Annotated in this window: 14 protein-coding genes; 3 read left to right on the top strand and 11 right to left on the bottom strand. The window is 62.3% G+C overall.

Features of this window, described 5'->3' with window-relative positions; all coding sequences use genetic code 11:
• Positions 1-32 precede the first annotated feature (32 nt).
• The 4 genes from RT460_RS04720 to ndk are packed head-to-tail and all read right to left on the bottom strand — an operon-like array spanning position 33 to position 3,318.
• Entirely contained in the window at positions 33-881 is an 849-nt protein-coding gene (locus tag RT460_RS04720; RefSeq protein WP_313317472.1) for a RodZ domain-containing protein, read from the bottom strand.
• Positions 882-887: 6 nt separating this feature from the next.
• A complete protein-coding gene (locus tag RT460_RS04715) occupies positions 888-1,685 on the bottom strand; it encodes a type IV pilus biogenesis/stability protein PilW (RefSeq protein WP_313317572.1) in 798 nt (265 codons plus the stop codon).
• Positions 1,672-2,877: a 23S rRNA (adenine(2503)-C(2))-methyltransferase RlmN gene (rlmN, locus tag RT460_RS04710; protein WP_313317470.1), complete on the bottom strand. Its 1,206-nt coding sequence runs from the start codon at positions 2,875-2,877 to the stop codon at positions 1,672-1,674. The genes RT460_RS04715 and rlmN overlap by 14 nt, the downstream gene beginning before the upstream one ends.
• 15 nt (positions 2,878-2,892) lie before the next feature.
• A complete protein-coding gene (gene ndk / locus RT460_RS04705; protein WP_057628193.1) occupies positions 2,893-3,318 on the bottom strand; it encodes a nucleoside-diphosphate kinase in 426 nt (141 codons plus the stop codon).
• A 210-nt stretch (positions 3,319-3,528) separates the two neighbouring features.
• Between ndk and RT460_RS04700 the strand changes: the two genes are divergently transcribed.
• The 3 genes from RT460_RS04700 (at position 3,529) to RT460_RS04690 (ending at position 7,962) form a co-directional block, all read left to right on the top strand.
• Positions 3,529-4,182 (top strand): TetR family transcriptional regulator, encoded by a 654-nt coding sequence (locus tag RT460_RS04700; protein ID WP_313317469.1) that lies wholly within the window; start codon positions 3,529-3,531, stop codon positions 4,180-4,182.
• A 34-nt stretch (positions 4,183-4,216) separates the two neighbouring features.
• On the top strand, positions 4,217-6,589 hold the full coding sequence (locus tag RT460_RS04695; protein WP_313317468.1) for a 3-hydroxyacyl-CoA dehydrogenase/enoyl-CoA hydratase family protein: 2,373 nt from the start codon (positions 4,217-4,219) through the stop codon (positions 6,587-6,589).
• Positions 6,590-6,756: 167 nt separating this feature from the next.
• Positions 6,757-7,962, top strand: coding sequence for an acetyl-CoA C-acyltransferase (locus RT460_RS04690; protein WP_313317467.1), 1,206 nt, complete (start codon positions 6,757-6,759; stop codon positions 7,960-7,962).
• Positions 7,963-8,284: 322 nt separating this feature from the next.
• Here RT460_RS04690 and galU read toward each other — a convergent pair whose 3' ends face one another.
• The 7 genes from galU to rpsA all read right to left on the bottom strand — a co-directional run bounded on the left by galU (position 8,285) and on the right by rpsA (position 15,716).
• Positions 8,285-9,163, bottom strand: coding sequence for a UTP--glucose-1-phosphate uridylyltransferase GalU (gene galU / locus RT460_RS04685; protein ID WP_313317465.1), 879 nt, complete (start codon positions 9,161-9,163; stop codon positions 8,285-8,287).
• A complete protein-coding gene (locus RT460_RS04680) occupies positions 9,163-11,082 on the bottom strand; it encodes a nucleoside-diphosphate sugar epimerase/dehydratase (RefSeq protein WP_313317463.1) in 1,920 nt (639 codons plus the stop codon). The genes galU and RT460_RS04680 overlap by 1 nt, the downstream gene beginning before the upstream one ends.
• An 8-nt stretch (positions 11,083-11,090) precedes the next feature.
• The gene (locus tag RT460_RS04675; protein WP_313317462.1) at positions 11,091-12,068 is read right to left on the bottom strand and encodes a glycosyltransferase family 4 protein; all 978 of its coding nucleotides are present in this window, start codon (positions 12,066-12,068) and stop codon (positions 11,091-11,093) included.
• Between the two features lie 3 nt (positions 12,069-12,071).
• Positions 12,072-13,250, bottom strand: a complete 1,179-nt coding sequence (gene lapB, locus RT460_RS04670) for a lipopolysaccharide assembly protein LapB (RefSeq protein WP_293706827.1) — start codon at positions 13,248-13,250, stop codon at positions 12,072-12,074.
• Positions 13,251-13,256: 6 nt separating this feature from the next.
• Positions 13,257-13,553, bottom strand: a complete 297-nt coding sequence (locus tag RT460_RS04665) for a lipopolysaccharide assembly protein LapA domain-containing protein (RefSeq protein WP_313317461.1) — start codon at positions 13,551-13,553, stop codon at positions 13,257-13,259.
• 88 nt (positions 13,554-13,641) lie between these two features.
• Positions 13,642-13,947 carry an integration host factor subunit beta gene (locus RT460_RS04660; RefSeq protein WP_057632387.1) on the bottom strand — a complete coding sequence of 102 codons (306 nt, stop codon included), beginning with the start codon at positions 13,945-13,947 and terminating at the stop codon, positions 13,642-13,644.
• 89 nt (positions 13,948-14,036) lie between these two features.
• Positions 14,037-15,716 (bottom strand): 30S ribosomal protein S1, encoded by a 1,680-nt coding sequence (rpsA, locus tag RT460_RS04655; protein ID WP_313317460.1) that lies wholly within the window; start codon positions 15,714-15,716, stop codon positions 14,037-14,039.
• Positions 15,717-15,853: the final 137 nt, after the last annotated feature.

Here is a 15,853-nt window from a genome sequence, read left to right as displayed (position 1 = left end):
GGGAGCCTTGTTGTATTGATCAACGCCTTGCTTCAGTGTGAAACCGGCGCCACGGAACCGTCAGAGGATACCGTAAAGCGGGCCACATTGCCGCGCTTGTACGGGGTCAGATCGACCGCCCCGGAGGCCTGTTTAACCTCCACTTCAGCAGCATTGCCCAGCACCATGCTGCCTACCTGACCGGCATTGAAGCTACGGGTTTCGCCTGCGCGCACCAGCGCCTTTTCTACCGTCGCCCCATCAGGAGCGAGGATGTTCACCCAGCTGTCGCCCTTGAACTCCAGGACCAATGCCGAAGCGACTGCCGCGACCGCAGGCCGGGACACCGGCGCCATCGAGGCGATATAAGGGCCATTGTCAGCCGGCGCCTGACGCACCTGCGGCGCAGCTGCGCTCGGCGCAGAGGCAGCCAGATCCGCACTGGCGGGCGCGGCCGGCACCTCATCCAGGGACGCCGTACTCGGCGGCTGGCTGTTGGAATTGCCACTGATCACGTACCACACCGGCACTGCCAGCACGGCGGTAATGACCACGTAAACCGCGCGACGCCCGAGGCTTTCAGCCACGCGCCGGACCCGCGGGGTATGGGTGTGACTGACGAGGGTCGGCGGTTCGACGGGGGCAATCCGCGCTTGCGCCAGCAGCCCCCCCAGATCGACCTTCAGCAGGCGCGCATAACTGCGCAACTGCCCGCGCACGAATACCGGGGCACCCAGGCGGTCCCATTGCTCAGCTTCCAGCGCCGCAACTACCTGTACAGGCATCCGCAACTGTCCAGCAACCTGTTCAAGCGACAAACCGGCGGCCTCACGAGCCTTGCGCAGCTGGTCGCCGCATCCCACCGCACCATCTAGAGCATTTACACCCGGATCATTGATCACAATGCGTCAGCCTTGGGGATTCAAGGTTGCGCCCGAGGGAAACTCCTCGCGCAACCGCTGTTGGAATCGACCGGCCGCCGTCCTGTCGCCGAGTCGCTCTTCAATCTGAATGGCAAGTTGTAACACGGAAACTGTGGCCGGCGCAGCCGCCAGACGTCGCTGGTAGAAGGCCCGGGCCTCGAAATAGCGCCCATGGAGCACCTCGTTGCGGGCCATGGATTCGAGCGCATAGGCATTGTTCGGGGCCAGCTCGAGCGCCTCGCGCAGGTTGGCCTCGGCGCGCTCGTTCTGACCAGCGTCCAGCGCGCACCCACCCGCATTGGCAAGGGATGCGGCGCGGGCATTGCTGGACGGATCAGCCAGGGCCCGGTCGAACCACACCAGGGATTCCGCCGGATGGCCATTGGCACATAACCAGGCACCACAATTTCCCAGTACGTCAGCGCGCTGGGGCGCCAGGTCGGCGGCCTTGCGATACAGCACACCCGCCGCCTCGGACTGGCCACCAGCCCCCTGGATGACCGCCTGCATGGTGAATGCGTCCGGTGAACGGGCGTCCAGCTTTTCCGCCGAACGCGCAAACTTCATCGCCCCGTCAAGATCACCCTTGCTGACGCGGTCCCCAGCCAAACGCAGGAATTCGCGGTACTGCATACGCTCGCGCGCCTGCCGGTCGTCGCGCACGCTGTAGTCTGGCCCTACCTTTTTCTCACCCTTGATCCCGCCGATACGGGATTCACGCCCGCAGCCGGCAAGCAAGGGCGCAACAACGAACAACAGCAGCAGGTACTTAGACCAGCGCATCCCCGGCATCCAGTGATTGAAGGGTTTTGTTGAACTCGGCCTGGCGACGGGTGCGATCCATCACCTGCCCCTTGAGCTGGCCGCAGGCGGCATCGATGTCGTCGCCACGGGTGCGGCGCACCATGGTCAGCACCTGCGAGTCGAGCAGGATCTTCTGGAAGGCACGGATCTGTTCTTCGTCCGAGCGCTCATAGCGGGTACCCGGGAACGGATTGAACGGGATCAGGTTGACCTTGCCCGAGTCCTTGGCCTGCACTGCGTTGTCGAACTGGCGCATCAGGCGCGCCAGCTGCCGGGCGTGCTCAGGCTGGTCGTTGATGCCCTTCATCAAGGTGTATTCAAAGGTCACAGAGTCGCGCTTCTTGTTGCCACGCAGGTAGCGTGCACAGGAAGCCATCAACTCGGCAATCGGATATTTCTTGTTGAGCGGCACCAGCGTTTCGCGCAGCTCATCATTGGGCGCATGCAGCGACACCGCCAACGACACATCGCTCTCGACCGACAGGCGATCGATCTGCGGCACCAGGCCCGAGGTGGACAAGGTCACGCGCTTGTTGGCCAGACCATAACCAAGGTCATCGCGCATGATGCTCATCGCGCGGATGACGTTGTCGAAATTCATCAACGGCTCGCCCATGCCCATCATCACCACGTTGGTGAGACGGCGCATCTGGTGCGGCACATTGCCCAGGTGACGCGCAGCGATCCACACCTGACCGATGATTTCGGCGGTGCTGAGGTTGCGGTTGAAACCCTGGGTCGCGGTTGAGCAGAACGTGCAGTTCAATGCACAACCAACCTGCGAGGACACGCACAGCGTGCCGCGGGTCTTGTCGGGGATATACACAGTTTCGATGGCGTTCTTGCCATCCACGCCCATCGCCAGCAACCACTTGTGGGTGCCATCGGCCGAGGGCTTGTCGAACACGATATTCGGGACGACGACCTCGGCATGCTGCTGCAGCTTGGCGCGCAGCGACTTGCCGAGGTCGGTCATCTGGTCGAAATCGGTGACGTAGCGATGGTGGATCCACTTCATCACCTGATGGGCACGGAACTTCTGTTCGCCGAGGGTTTCGACGAAGAACTTTTCCAGGCCCGCGCGATCAAGGTCGAGCAGGTTCTGCTTGCCAGCGGTAGCGACCGTTTTCGGCAGCGGCTGGATGGCGGGTGTCTGTACGACCTCGTTCACGACTTCAACCTCTAATTAACGCGAAACCACTTCGGTGGCAGCAAAGAAGTAAGCCACTTCGTTGGCTGCGTTCTCGACCGAATCCGAACCGTGGGCGGCATTGGCGTCGATCGAATCAGCGAAATCGGCGCGGATGGTACCCGGAGCAGCGTCCTTCGGGTTGGTGGCGCCCAGCAGGTCGCGGTGGGCCAGGACGGCGTTCTCGCCTTCCAGGGCCTGGATCATCACCGGGCCGGAGATCATGAACTCGACCAGTGCGTTGAAGAACGGACGCTCGCGGTGCACGGCGTAGAAGCCTTCGGCTTCACGGCGCGAGAGCTGCTTGTACTTGGCAGCCACGACCTTCAGGCCGGCCTTTTCGAAGCGGGCATAGATTTCGCCGATCACGTTCTTGGCAACGGCGTCGGGCTTGATGATGGAAAGAGTGCGCTCCAGCGCCATGGGAATTCTCCGATATTGGGCCGGTCGGCCCGAGGGTACATTAAAAAAACCCGCGTGCGGACGCGGGCTTAGCCTGAATTGCGGTGGCTAATTCTACCGGGTGACCCCGGCCTTTGCACAGCGGCAGATGAATGATGCTGCGTCGCAGCATGACCTGAACAAGTCGACGGGCGTAGGATCCAAACAATCGTTTGATTGATTGAGCCAGCCATGGGCAAACCCGCCAGCTTCTCCACCAAGGACCGCATCCTCGGCGCGGCCGAGGAACTGTTCGCCCAGTACGGTTTCGCCGGCACCTCGCTGCGCCAGGTAACCAGTCACGCCGATGTAAACATCGCCGCGGTCAACTACCACTTCGGGTCCAAGGACAACCTGGTCAATGAAGTGTTCCGCCGCCGCATGGACGAGATGACCGCCGCCCGCCTGGGCCAGTTGGAACAGGCCCGCAGCGCTCATCCGGGCGACTTGCGCGCGGTATTGGCCGCCTTCGTCGAGCCGGCCCTGGCCCTGGCCCAGGACCGCCAGAGCGGCGGCGCCTTCGTCCGCGTCATCGCCCGCGCCTATGCCGAGAAGAACGACAACCTGCGCAAGTTCCTGTCCGACCACTACGGCCATGTATTGCGCGAGTTCGGCAAGGCCATCGGCGCCTGCGTGCCGGGCCTGAGCAAGGAAGAGCTGTACTGGCGCCTGGACTTCCTGGCCGGTTCGCTGACCTACGCCATGGCCGATTTCGGGCTGATCAAGCGCCCAGCCAACATCAGCGAGGCCGAGCACCGCAGCAAGGCCGCGCAGGAACTGATCCATTTCGCCGAAGCCGGTTTCCGCGCCAGCGTGCGCAACCCGGCCTCCCCCGCTGTTTCCTGATCCAACCGTCATCGCAGACCAAAGGTTTATCGATATGTCCAATTCCCTGCTTGTCCGCCGCGCCGCCGTCCTTGGCGCAGGCGTCATGGGTGCGCAGATCGCCGCCCACCTGACCAATGCCGGCGTCGACACGGTGTTGTTCGACCTGGCCGCCAAGGAAGGTCCTGCCGACGGCATCGTGCTCAAGGCCATTGCCAACCTGGGCAAGCTGAGCCCGGCACCGCTGGCCAGCAAGGCGCTGGCCGAGGCCATCACCCCGGCCAATTACGACTCCGGCCTGGAGCAGCTGCGCGACTGCGACCTGATCATCGAAGCCATCGCTGAACGCATGGATTGGAAGCAGGACCTGTACAAGAAGATCGCGCCGTTCGTGAACGAACACGCGGTACTGGCGTCCAACACCTCAGGCCTGGGCATCAACAAGCTGGCCGACGTACTGCCGGAAGAACTGCGCCACCGCTTCAGCGGCGTGCATTTCTTCAACCCGCCGCGCTACATGCACCTGGCCGAGCTGATCCCGGCCAAGACCACCGACAAGGCGGTGCTGGAAGGCCTGGAAACCTTCCTGACCACCAACCTGGGCAAGGGCGTGGTCTACGCCAAGGACACCCCGAACTTCATCGGCAACCGCATCGGCGTGTTCTCGATCCTGTCCACCATCCACCACACCCAGCAGTTCGGCCTGGGCTTTGATGAAGTGGACGGCCTGACCGGCCCGCTGGTCGGGCGCCCGAAGTCGGCGACCTACCGCACCTCCGACGTGGTAGGCCTGGACACCATGGCCCACGTCATCAAGACCATGGGCGACACCCTGCCTGACGACCCGTGGCACAAGTACTTCAACGCGCCGGCATGGCTGGGCGCGCTGATCAGCAAGGGGGCACTGGGCCAGAAGACCGGCGCCGGCATCTTCCGCAAGGTCGGCAAGGACATCATGGTCATCGACCTTGAGAAGCAGGACTATCGTCCGGCCGACCGCGTTGCCGCGCCGGAAGTGGTCGAGATCCTGAAGATCAAGAACCCGGCCGAGAAGTTCGCCAAGCTGCGCGAGAGCCAGCACCCGCACGCACAGTTCCTGTGGGCGACCTTCCGCGACCTGTTCCATTACAGCGCCTATCACCTGGCCGATATCGCCGAAACCGCGCGCGACGTCGACCTGGCCATCCGCTGGGGCTACGGCTGGTCGCTGGGCCCGTTCGAGACCTGGCAGGCCGCCGGCTGGAAGCAGGTGGCGCAGTGGATCGCCGACGACATCGCTGCTGGCAAGAGCATGAGCAATGCGCCGCTGCCGGCCTGGGTACTGGATGGCCGTGATGGCGTGCATGCCGCCGAAGGCAGCTACAGCCCGACGCAGAACGCACTGGTGCCGCGCTCGTCGCTGCCGGTCTACCAGCGCCAGCGCTTCCCGGATGCACTGCTGGGTGAGAAGTTCGCGCAGGGCGACACCGTGTTCGAGAACGACGGCATCCGTCTGTGGACCGACGGTGACGGCATCGGCGTCATCAGCTTCAAGACCAAGATGAACACCGTCTCCGACCAGGTATTGGACGGCATCCAGCACGCCATCGGCCTGTCGGAGAAGCAGTTCAAGGGCGTGGTGATCTGGCAGAACAAGGAACCCTTCTCCGCCGGTGCCGACCTGTCCGGCGCGCTTGGCGCGTTGAAGGCCGGCAAGTTCGCCGAGTTCGAGGCGATGGTTGCCAATTTCCAGCGCACCAGCCAGCGCATCAAGTACGCCACCGTGCCGGTTGTCACCGCGGTTCGCGGCCTGGCGCTGGGCGGCGGTTGCGAATTCCAGATGCATGCGGCCAAGTCGGTTGCAGCGCTGGAAAGCTACATCGGCCTGGTGGAAGCTGGCGTCGGCCTGCTGCCGGCCGGTGGTGGCCTGAAGGAAATCGCCGTGCGTGCCTCGCAGGCCGCCGGTGCGGACGGCGACGTGTTCGCCGAGCTGAAGAAGACCTTTGAAACCGTGGCCATGGCCAAGGTCTCCAACTCGGCAGTCAACGCCAAGGAACTGGGCCTGATGCGCGGCACCGACAAGGTCGTGTTCAACAGCTTCGAGCTGCTGCACATCGCCAAGGCCGAAGTCACCGCACTGGCCGAAGGCGGCTACCGTCCGCCGCTGCCGGCACGCCGCATCCGCGTAGCAGGTGACGTCGGCATCGCCACCTTCAAGATGATGCTGGTCAACATGCTCGAAGGCCGTTTCATCAGCCCCTACGACTACGAGATCGCCGAGCGCATCGCCACCGTGCTGTGCGGCGGCAAGGTCGATCGCAACACCGTGGTCGACGAAGAGTGGCTGCTGACCTTGGAGCGCAAGCACTTCGTTGAACTGGCCCAGCAGGAAAAGACCCAGGCCCGCATCGCGCACATGCTGACCACCGGCAAGCCGCTGCGGAACTGAGCTGCCCCGTTACTGAGATTCGTTATTGGGGATCGGGGATTCGCAACTGCGACTCCCCTATTCCTTGAAAATTCCCAAATCCACCGGGCAAGAAGCATTCGGAAACAAGGCGTCGCTTTTGCGAATCCCGAATCCCGAATCCCCAATCCCGGCCTCCGGAGAAGACCATGAAACAAATCCAGGATGCCTACATCGTCGCCGCCACCCGCACCCCGGTTGGCAAGGCGCCCAAGGGCATGTTCCGCAACACCCGTCCGGACGACATGCTCGCCCACGTGCTTCGCTCCGTGGTCGCCCAGGCCCCAGGCGTTGACGTCAACCGCATCGACGACGCCATCATCGGTTGCGCCATGCCCGAGGCCGAGCAAGGCATGAACGTGGCACGCATCGGCGTGCTGCTGGCCGGCCTGCCCAACACCATCGCCGCGCAGACGGTGAACCGCTTCTGCTCGTCCGGCCTGCAGGCCGTGGCCATGGCCGCCGACCAGATCCGCCTGGGCAACAGCGACCTGATGCTGGCCGGTGGCACCGAGTCGATGTCGATGGTGCCGATGATGGGCAACAAGATCGCGATGGCACCGAGCGTGTTCGACAACGATCACGTCGCCATTGCCTACGGCATGGGCATCACCGCCGAAAAGGTGGCAGAAGAATGGAAGGTCTCGCGCGAAGAGCAGGATGCGTTCGCCCTGGCTTCGCACCAGAAGGCCATCGCCGCGATCCAGAACGGCGAGTTCAAGGACGAGATCAGCCCCTACGATATCGTCTCGCACCAGCCTGACCTGGCCGATGGCAAGCGCATCATCACCCGCAACCTGATCGCCGACACCGACGAAGGCCCGCGCCTAGACTCTTCTGCTGAAGGCCTGGCCAAGCTGCGCCCGGTGTTCCGCAACGGTCAGTTCGGTGGCACCGTCACTGCCGGCAACTCTTCGCAGATGAGCGATGGCGCCGGTGCGGTGCTGCTGGCTTCGGAGCAGGCGATCAAGGATTACGGCCTGACTCCGCTGGCACGTTTCGTCAGCTTCTCGGTCGCCGGCGTACGCCCGGAAGTGATGGGTATCGGCCCGATCGCGGCAATCCCGAAGGCCTTGAAGCAGGCTGGCCTGAGCCAGGATCAGTTGGACTGGATCGAACTCAACGAAGCCTTTGCCGCGCAGTCGCTGGCAGTTATCCGTGACTGCGGCCTGGACCCGTCCAAGATCAACCCGCTGGGCGGCGCCATCGCCCTGGGCCACCCGCTGGGTGCCACCGGTGCGATCCGTACCGCCACCCTGCTGCACGGCCTGCGTCGCCGCCAGCAGAAGTACGGCATGGTGACCATGTGTATCGGTACCGGCATGGGCGCTGCAGGCATTTTCGAATCGCTGTAAGCGGTTTGTTGCAAGATTGATTGAAGAAGGCGGCCGCAAGGCCGCCTTCTTTTTCTGCCACGTTTACTGCGAAGAGCCCCCTCTCCCCAACCCCTCTCCCGCAAGGGGAGAGGGGCTACAGCTGCAGTTGCAGTTGCACAGGATGCTTGCGCTTGCGGCGGATTAGCCCCTCTCCCCTTGCGGGAGAGGGGTTGGGGAGAGGGGCGGCCTTTCGCCCGCACCAGACAACTGCAAAACGCCACAAACAAAAAGGCAGCCTTCCGGCTGCCTTTAATACGCACCATGCCCGGCAAACAACACCAGGCTCGGAAACGCCCAGCGCCTACTCCGCCAGCATCTTCTGCATCATCGCCCGCGCCGGCCCGGCCAGCTTCCCGTTCTCCAAGGCGAAGCGAACGGTCGCTTCGACCAGCCCCAGGTGCGTACCGCAGTCAAACCGCGTGCCTTCGAAGCGGTACGCATCCACCTGCTCGGTCTTGAGCAGCTGCGCGATCGCATCGGTCAACTGGATCTCGCCACCGGCACCAGTGCCGGTCGCCTCCAGCAGATCGAATATCTTTGGGCTGAGCACATAACGGCCGACCACTGCCAGATCGCTGGGCGCGTCTTCCGGCTTGGGCTTCTCGACGATCTGGGTGATATGCCCCTTGCGACCATCGAACTTGTCGGTGGCCACGATGCCGTAACTGCCAGTCTTGTCATGCGGCACGTCTTCCACCGCGATGATGCTGGCACCACTGGCCTCATTGAGGTCAGCCATCTGCTTCAAGGCGCCTTCGCCACGGTTCCAGATCAGGTCATCAGGCAGCAGCACCGCAAACGGCTCGTCACCGACAATCGCCTTGGCACAAAGCACCGCATGGCCCAGGCCCAGCGCTTCGGTCTGGGTCACAAACACCGCGCGCACACCCTTGGGCAGCACGTGGCGGATCAGTTCCAACTGCTCCTGCTTGCCGGCACGCTCGAGCTTCTGCTCCAACTCATAGGCCTTGTCGAAATAGTCAGCCACCGCATGCTTGTAGCGGTTGGTGATGAAAATCAGCGTGTCGCACCCTGCCTCGATCGCCTCGTCGACCGCGTACTGGATCAGCGGACGATCAATGATCGGAAGCATCTCCTTCGGCACCGTCTTGGTCGCAGGCAGGAAACGGGTACCCAGGCCAGCAACCGGGAAAACGGCTTTTTTTACTCGAGTCTGCATCAATTATTCCTTCCAGCTTCCTTCGAGGGAAACGGTACGATCTTGGCACTGGGGACCACATCGCGACTGACCGGTGGATCCAGCGGCACGAATTCTGGCACCGTGCTGCACAGGATGTCATGCAATCTCACAAGATCGTAGGACGCCACCGCCCTTCTCAACTCGGCCACGTTGCCCAGGACAAGATCCACGGAGAATTCGCGCGGCCCTGCCTCCAGCACCTTCGGGTGGGCGGTCGGCTGGCAATTCTCATCCGCATAGAACAAGGTTTCATGCAGCTTTTCACCGGCACGCAAGCCGGTATAGACGATAGGAATATCGATACCGGGCTGCTTGCCCGCCAACCGGATCAGTTGCTCGGCCAAGTCGCGTATGAGGACCGGTTCGCCCATGTCCAGCATGTAAATGGCACCGCGTGAAGACGATGCGGCGGCTTGCAGGATCAACAGGCAGGCTTCTGGAATCGTCATGAAATAGCGCGTCACATCGGGGTGGGTCACCGTGATCGGCCCCCCCTTACTGATCTGCTCGCGGAAAAGCGGTACAACGCTGCCAACCGAGCCCAACACGTTGCCAAAGCGCACGGTCACAAAGCGGGTCTTGCCCGGACGCTTGTTCAGGCTCTGGCAGATCATTTCCGCATAGCGCTTGCTCGCACCCAGCGCATTGACCGGGTCCACTGCCTTGTCAGTGGAGATGAACACGAAATTTTCCACGCCGTGCTCCACACATGCCGTGGCGACGCACTCGGTGGCCAAGGTGTTGTTGCGCACAGCCTCTCGCAACTGGTTTTCCAGCAACGGAACCTGCTTGTATGCCGCCGCGTGGAACACCGTATCGGGCTCATACGTATCAAGCACATGCCGAATTACCGCGGGATCCCCGCAGTCGCCAAGCACGCCGCTCACCGTCATCTCCGGATAATTGCGGCGCAGCTCCGCCAGAATATTGATCATCAGCAGTTCGCTGATCTCGAGCACCACCACCTGCGACACGCCGTGGCGGGCGCATTGCCTGCAAAGCTCCGAGCCGATCGAGCCGCCGCCCCCGGTAACCAGCACGGTACGCCCACGCAACCAACCGCGCAGCAGCCCCCAGTCCGGCAGGATGGGTTTTCTGCCGAGCAGATCCTCGATCGCGACTTCCTTGAGCTGCCCAGGCAATGAGCTGCCCTCGAGCACGTCACTGAGTTTGGGCACCGTCCGGAAAGGAAGGCCGGTCGCCTCGCACAAGCCCACCACCCGCTGCATGCCGGCTGCATCCAGCGTCGGAATCGCGATGACCAGCAGCTTGGCATCAACCTCCTTGGCCACGGTCACCACATCGGCCAGCTTGCCAAGGATTGGAGCGCCGTGAAGGTTGGCGCCTTGCAAGGACGGCGAATCGTCCAGCAGCCCCACCGGGATATACGCGCCGGACCGGCGCAGGTCCTTGACGAGGGTTTCGGCAGCAAGCCCAGCACCCAATACCAGAACACGCCGGGCGCGCGCATCCGAATTGACGGCTTGATAGTCCTTCCAGGCCCGATAGAGCAGGCGCGGGGTTCCCAACAATGCTGACAACGCAAAGGGATAGACCACCAGCACGGACATCGGAATACCTTCCAGTCGGCGGTAGCTGAATACCACTACCACCGCCAGCAAGCCGATGAAAGATGCCTTGAAGATGTTGATCAGATCGGCAACGCTGGCAAAACGCCAGAGCCCGCGATACAGACCCACCTTCCAGAATGCCAGCGCCTGCAGGCCGATGACCACGGCCACATCCATGGAAAACAGTGGCAGGTGAGGCGAATGGTCAAGCAATGCGTAGCGGGCCATGAAAAGCACCTGCCAGCACAACCAGACCATGGCCAGGTCATGCAACATGACGGCATAACGCGCGCCACTTCCAACGGCATCTCTTTGTTGGCCTGACATGTTTTTCATCATCCTGGTTGATGCGTTCTAGCACGCAGGAAGAACCAGGCCACCGTACCCACGGCTACCCATGTAAAGCCCCCTGCCCACCCCCACTCCGGGGAAAGCCCTGCAAACAGCGCCGCGAGTATAGTTCCGACAATGCTGAACAGCATGTACAAGGATGTCACAAATACGTGGCTCCATTCATTTTTTACCCAACACTGGTAAAGGTGCTGGGTATGGGCCTGCATCCAAGGCTCCCCCCGGACAATGCGCCCTAGCAAGGTGAAACCTGCGTCGATGAAGAAAGCCGCAGGCAGCATGAGCCAGAGGGGCAATGCCATATCTGTGACACATATCCCAAGTGAGAGCAGCCCGGCTACCAGATAGCCCAACGCGCCGCTGCCCACATCACCCATGAAGATACGGGCGCGGGGGAAATTGAATGGGAGAAACCCGGCACAGCCCACCGCGAGCGCCCAGCCCGCTGCCGCATAGGGAGGGGGCAATAGAAGCCCTGCCCCGACAGCTACGATGATCGCCTGGCTGCTGGCCAAGCCGTTGATGCCATCCATGAAATTCCAGATGTTGATCAACGACACTGCCAGCAAAGTACACAACAGCGTTTTCCAGACATTGGCCGTGCCGTGCCAGACCAGCCAGCCAAGCAACAACGCCGCAGCCAGGTGCACGAACAGGCGCGGCAGTGCCGGGAGCGGCCGGTGATCGTCCCACCAGCCAATACCGGCCACCAGCACCAAGCCCAGCGCAAAGACAAGCAACACCATGGCTGCATGCGGCAACCAAACCGCGCCCAAGGCGCAGGCCAGCAACTGCGAGACGACAATCCCGATCCCGCCCCCGCGAGGCGTGGAGATGCGATGGCTCCGCCGCTCCCCCGGCAGATCAAACAATTGGCGTTTCAATGCGTAGCGGATCGCCGCCCACGTAACCAACGCCGCAACCGCGAACACCAGCAGCAAGCAAACAGGCAAGGACAGCACCGGTTACAGCACCGCGAAGTTCAGCAGCGGCTTGACGGTTCCCCACTCCTTGCAGCTCGGGCATTGCCAATGATGCGTACGGGCACCGAAGCCGCAACGCGTGCAGCGGTACGCCGGGTTGCGCACCAGCAACTGATCGGTGATGTGCTTCAGGTCCTGCAGGGTTGCCACAGGATCTGCACCTTCGGCCAAGGTCAGGTCAATCAGCGCGGATTCACCGCGCACCGATGGGCGATCCTTCAGCTGCCGCCCCAGGTATGCACGGGCCGGGGCCGGCCCTTCCTGCTCTTCCATCAGACGGGTCAACGCCAGCACCGGCGCAATCCCGCGATAGTGCTCGGTCATCTCCGCGAGGAAGGCCCGGGCACCGGCGATATCGCCCACGTTGCGGTAGTTCTTGAGCAACTGCGGAAGGATCTCCGGCAGATAGTCCGGGTCATTGCGTGCCGCACGCTCAAACGCGCGCACGGCGGCCTCATCGTTGCCGAAATCACTTTCCAACCGGCCTTCAATGATGCCGGCGCGTACGCTCATCGCATCAGCCGCATTGGCCCGATTGATGGCCGCACGCGCATCCTCCAAGCGTCCGGCGGCGCGGTAGCGCTCGGCCAGTTCGCACTCGAACTGCCCGATCAGCTTGCCCATGGGCTCGTCGGTGACCGCTTCGTAGCGGGTGGCGTTTTCGATCGCCTTCTCCCAGTCCCGCTCCGCCTGATAGATGCTGATCAGATGCTTCAGGGCCTGCGGGGCACGCTGGTCCAGCTGCGCCAGCTCGGTGAACACGGTTTCGGCACGGTCCAACAGACCGGACTTCATGTAGTCCTCGCCCAGCGCCAGCAGGGCCTGCACCCGCTGCGCATCGCTGAGGTCATTCCGATTCACCAACCCTTGGTGCAGCCGGATGGCGCGATCCACCTCGCCACGGCGCCGGAACAAATGCCCCAGGGCCACCTGGGTTTCAAAGGTTTCCTTGTCCAGCTCGGCGATATGCAGGAACAGCTCGATGGCCTTGTCCGGCTGCTCGTTGAGCAGGTAGTTCAAGCCACGGAAATAGGTACTGGAAAGACGGCTGACCTGGTTCTCGCTATGGCGCTGACCACCACGCCGCCCGATCACCCAGCCACTGAGCGCGGCGATGGGCAGGAACAGGAAGAACCAGAACCACTCACTGATAAAAGCCATCTTCGATCAGCGCCCGTCGAAAGGAGAAGGGGTCTGCACCGGCGCGACCGGCTCGGTCGTCGTAGCCAGCGCTGCCTTGTTGGCACGGCGCAACTTGGCATACATCGGCACGACAAGGGAGGCCATGACCAGGCCACCGCCTACCAGTGCGCCCAGCAACAGAGAGGCGATGATGGCCAGACCCGAGGTGGTCTTGAGCACCCAGAACGCCAGGCTGATCTCGATCGGCTGGGAGTTCAACGACCCAACCACCAGCCCACCGACCAATACGGCCAGCAGGATCAATAGACGAAAGACCTTCATGGCCGGCTGACTCCTCGGAAACAGCCTTTAGCTTACCGGGGCAGACAAAAAACCGCAGCATCAATCGCCGCAGATACGCCGGCAGGGCTCAGGCCGGATCGCTTTCCAGCGGCACCACCGAGCTGACGCGCTCGCGCAGCTCCTTGCCCGGCTTGAAATGCGGCACGTGCTTGCCCGGCAGGGCAACCGATTCACCCGTCTTCGGGTTGCGACCCAGGCGCGGCGGACGGTAATGCAGGGAAAAACTACCAAAACCCCGGATCTCGATGCGATCACCCGAGGACAGCGACCCACCCATCATTTCCAGCAAGGACTTCACCGCCAGATCGACATCATCGGCCTTCAGGTGCGCCTGATGGCGCGCAAGGATTTCGATCAATTCGGATTTGGTCATTGCGTACTCGTCAATGGCAGGGTCTTACCCTGAAGCGGCCCGAACATCAGTCCGGGCCGCTCAGGTCACAACTACTTACAACAGGCCGATTACTCGGACTTGTTGCCGTTCAGCTGTGCGCGCAGCAGTGCGCCCAGCTGGGTGGTGCCGCCGGAAGCAGACTGGTATTCCTCCAGCACTTCGCGCATTTCGGCATCGTCCTTGGCCTTGATCGACAGCTGCAGGGTACGGCCCTTGCGGTCCATGCCCACGAACTTGGCTTCGACCTTGTCGCCGACCTTCAGGAACTGGGTCGCATCGTCGACGCGCTCGTTGGCGACGTCACGTGCCGACACATAACCTTCGATGCCGTCAGCCAGCTCGATGGTTGCGCCCTTGGCGTCAACTTCCTTCACGACGCCTTCGACCTTCGAACCCTTCGGGTTGGCAGCCATGTACTGGCCGAACGGATCCTGCTCAAGCTGCTTGACGCCCAGCGAGATGCGCTCGCGCTCCGGATCGACGGCCAGGACCACTGCGTCCAGGGTGTCGCCCTTCTTGAAGTTGCGAACCACGTCTTCGCCAGTGGTGTTCCAGCTGATGTCCGACAGGTGAACCAGGCCATCGATGCCGCCGTCCAGACCGATGAAGATACCGAAATCGGTGATCGACTTGATCTGGCCCGAAACCTTGTCGCCCTTCTTGTAGATGGCGGCAAAGGTTTCCCACGGGTTGGCAGCAACCTGCTTCATGCCCAGCGAGATGCGGCGACGCTCTTCATCAACGTCCAGCACCATCACTTCGACTTCGTCACCAACCTGCACAACCTTGGACGGGTTGACGTTCTTGTTGGTCCAATCCATCTCGGACACGTGCACCAGGCCTTCGACGCCCGGCTCGATTTCGACGAATGCGCCGTAATCGGTCACGTTGGAGACCTTACCGAACACGCGGCTGTTGGCCGGGTAACGACGCGAGATGTTATCCCACGGATCTTCGCCCAGCTGCTTCAGGCCCAGCGAAACGCGGTTGCGCTCGCGGTCGAACTTCAGCACGCGCACGTCCAGCTCGTCGCCGACGTTCACGACTTCGGACGGATGGCGCACGCGCTTCCATGCCATGTCGGTGATGTGCAGCAGGCCGTCGATACCGCCCAAGTCCACGAATGCGCCGTAGTCGGTCAGGTTCTTGACGACACCCTTCAGGATGGCGCCTTCCTGCAACTTGTCCATCAGCTGCTCGCGCTCTTCCGAGTGCTCGCTCTCGACAACTGCACGACGCGACACGACCACGTTGTTACGCTTGCGGTCCAACTTGATGAGCTTGAATTCCAGCTCCTTGCCTTCCAGGTAGGCCGGGTCGCGCACGGGGCGCACATCGACCAGCGAACCAGGCAGGAATGCGCGGACATCCTTGATGTCCACGGTGAAACCACCCTTGACCTTGCCGCTGATACGGCCGGTGATGGTTTCGTTCTTTTCCAACGCTTCTTCCAGCTCGTCCCACACCATGGCGCGCTTTGCCTTCTCGCGCGACAGGACGGTTTCGCCGAAGCCATTTTCGATGGAGTCCAGTGCGACCTTAACCTGGTCGCCCACGCCCACGTCGATTTCGCCAGCGTCGTTACGGAACTGTTCGATCGGCACGATGCCTTCGGACTTCAGGCCGGCGTTGATCACCACCACGTCGCCGCGGACATCAACGACGGTACCGACAACGATGGCACCGGGCTTCAGCTTGGCCAGATTGGCCTGACTGGCTTCAAACAGTTCTGCAAATGATTCGGTCATTAGATTTACTCAGTTGAACACACGGACAGCGGATCTGTTGCGGAAACCCGTACTGTCCAGCCTGTTGGACGACCCTGAAACAGCGGCCGCATGTGAATGAAAAAACCCACCACGCACCATTGCGCCGCGGGGTTGTT

Source organism: Stenotrophomonas sp. (genome assembly GCF_032061965.1).
In the GTDB taxonomy this organism is placed as follows: Bacteria; Pseudomonadota; Gammaproteobacteria; order Xanthomonadales; family Xanthomonadaceae; genus Stenotrophomonas.
The sequence above is the reverse complement of the archived record's forward strand: the minus strand, read 5'-3'. Positions and strand labels throughout refer to the sequence as shown.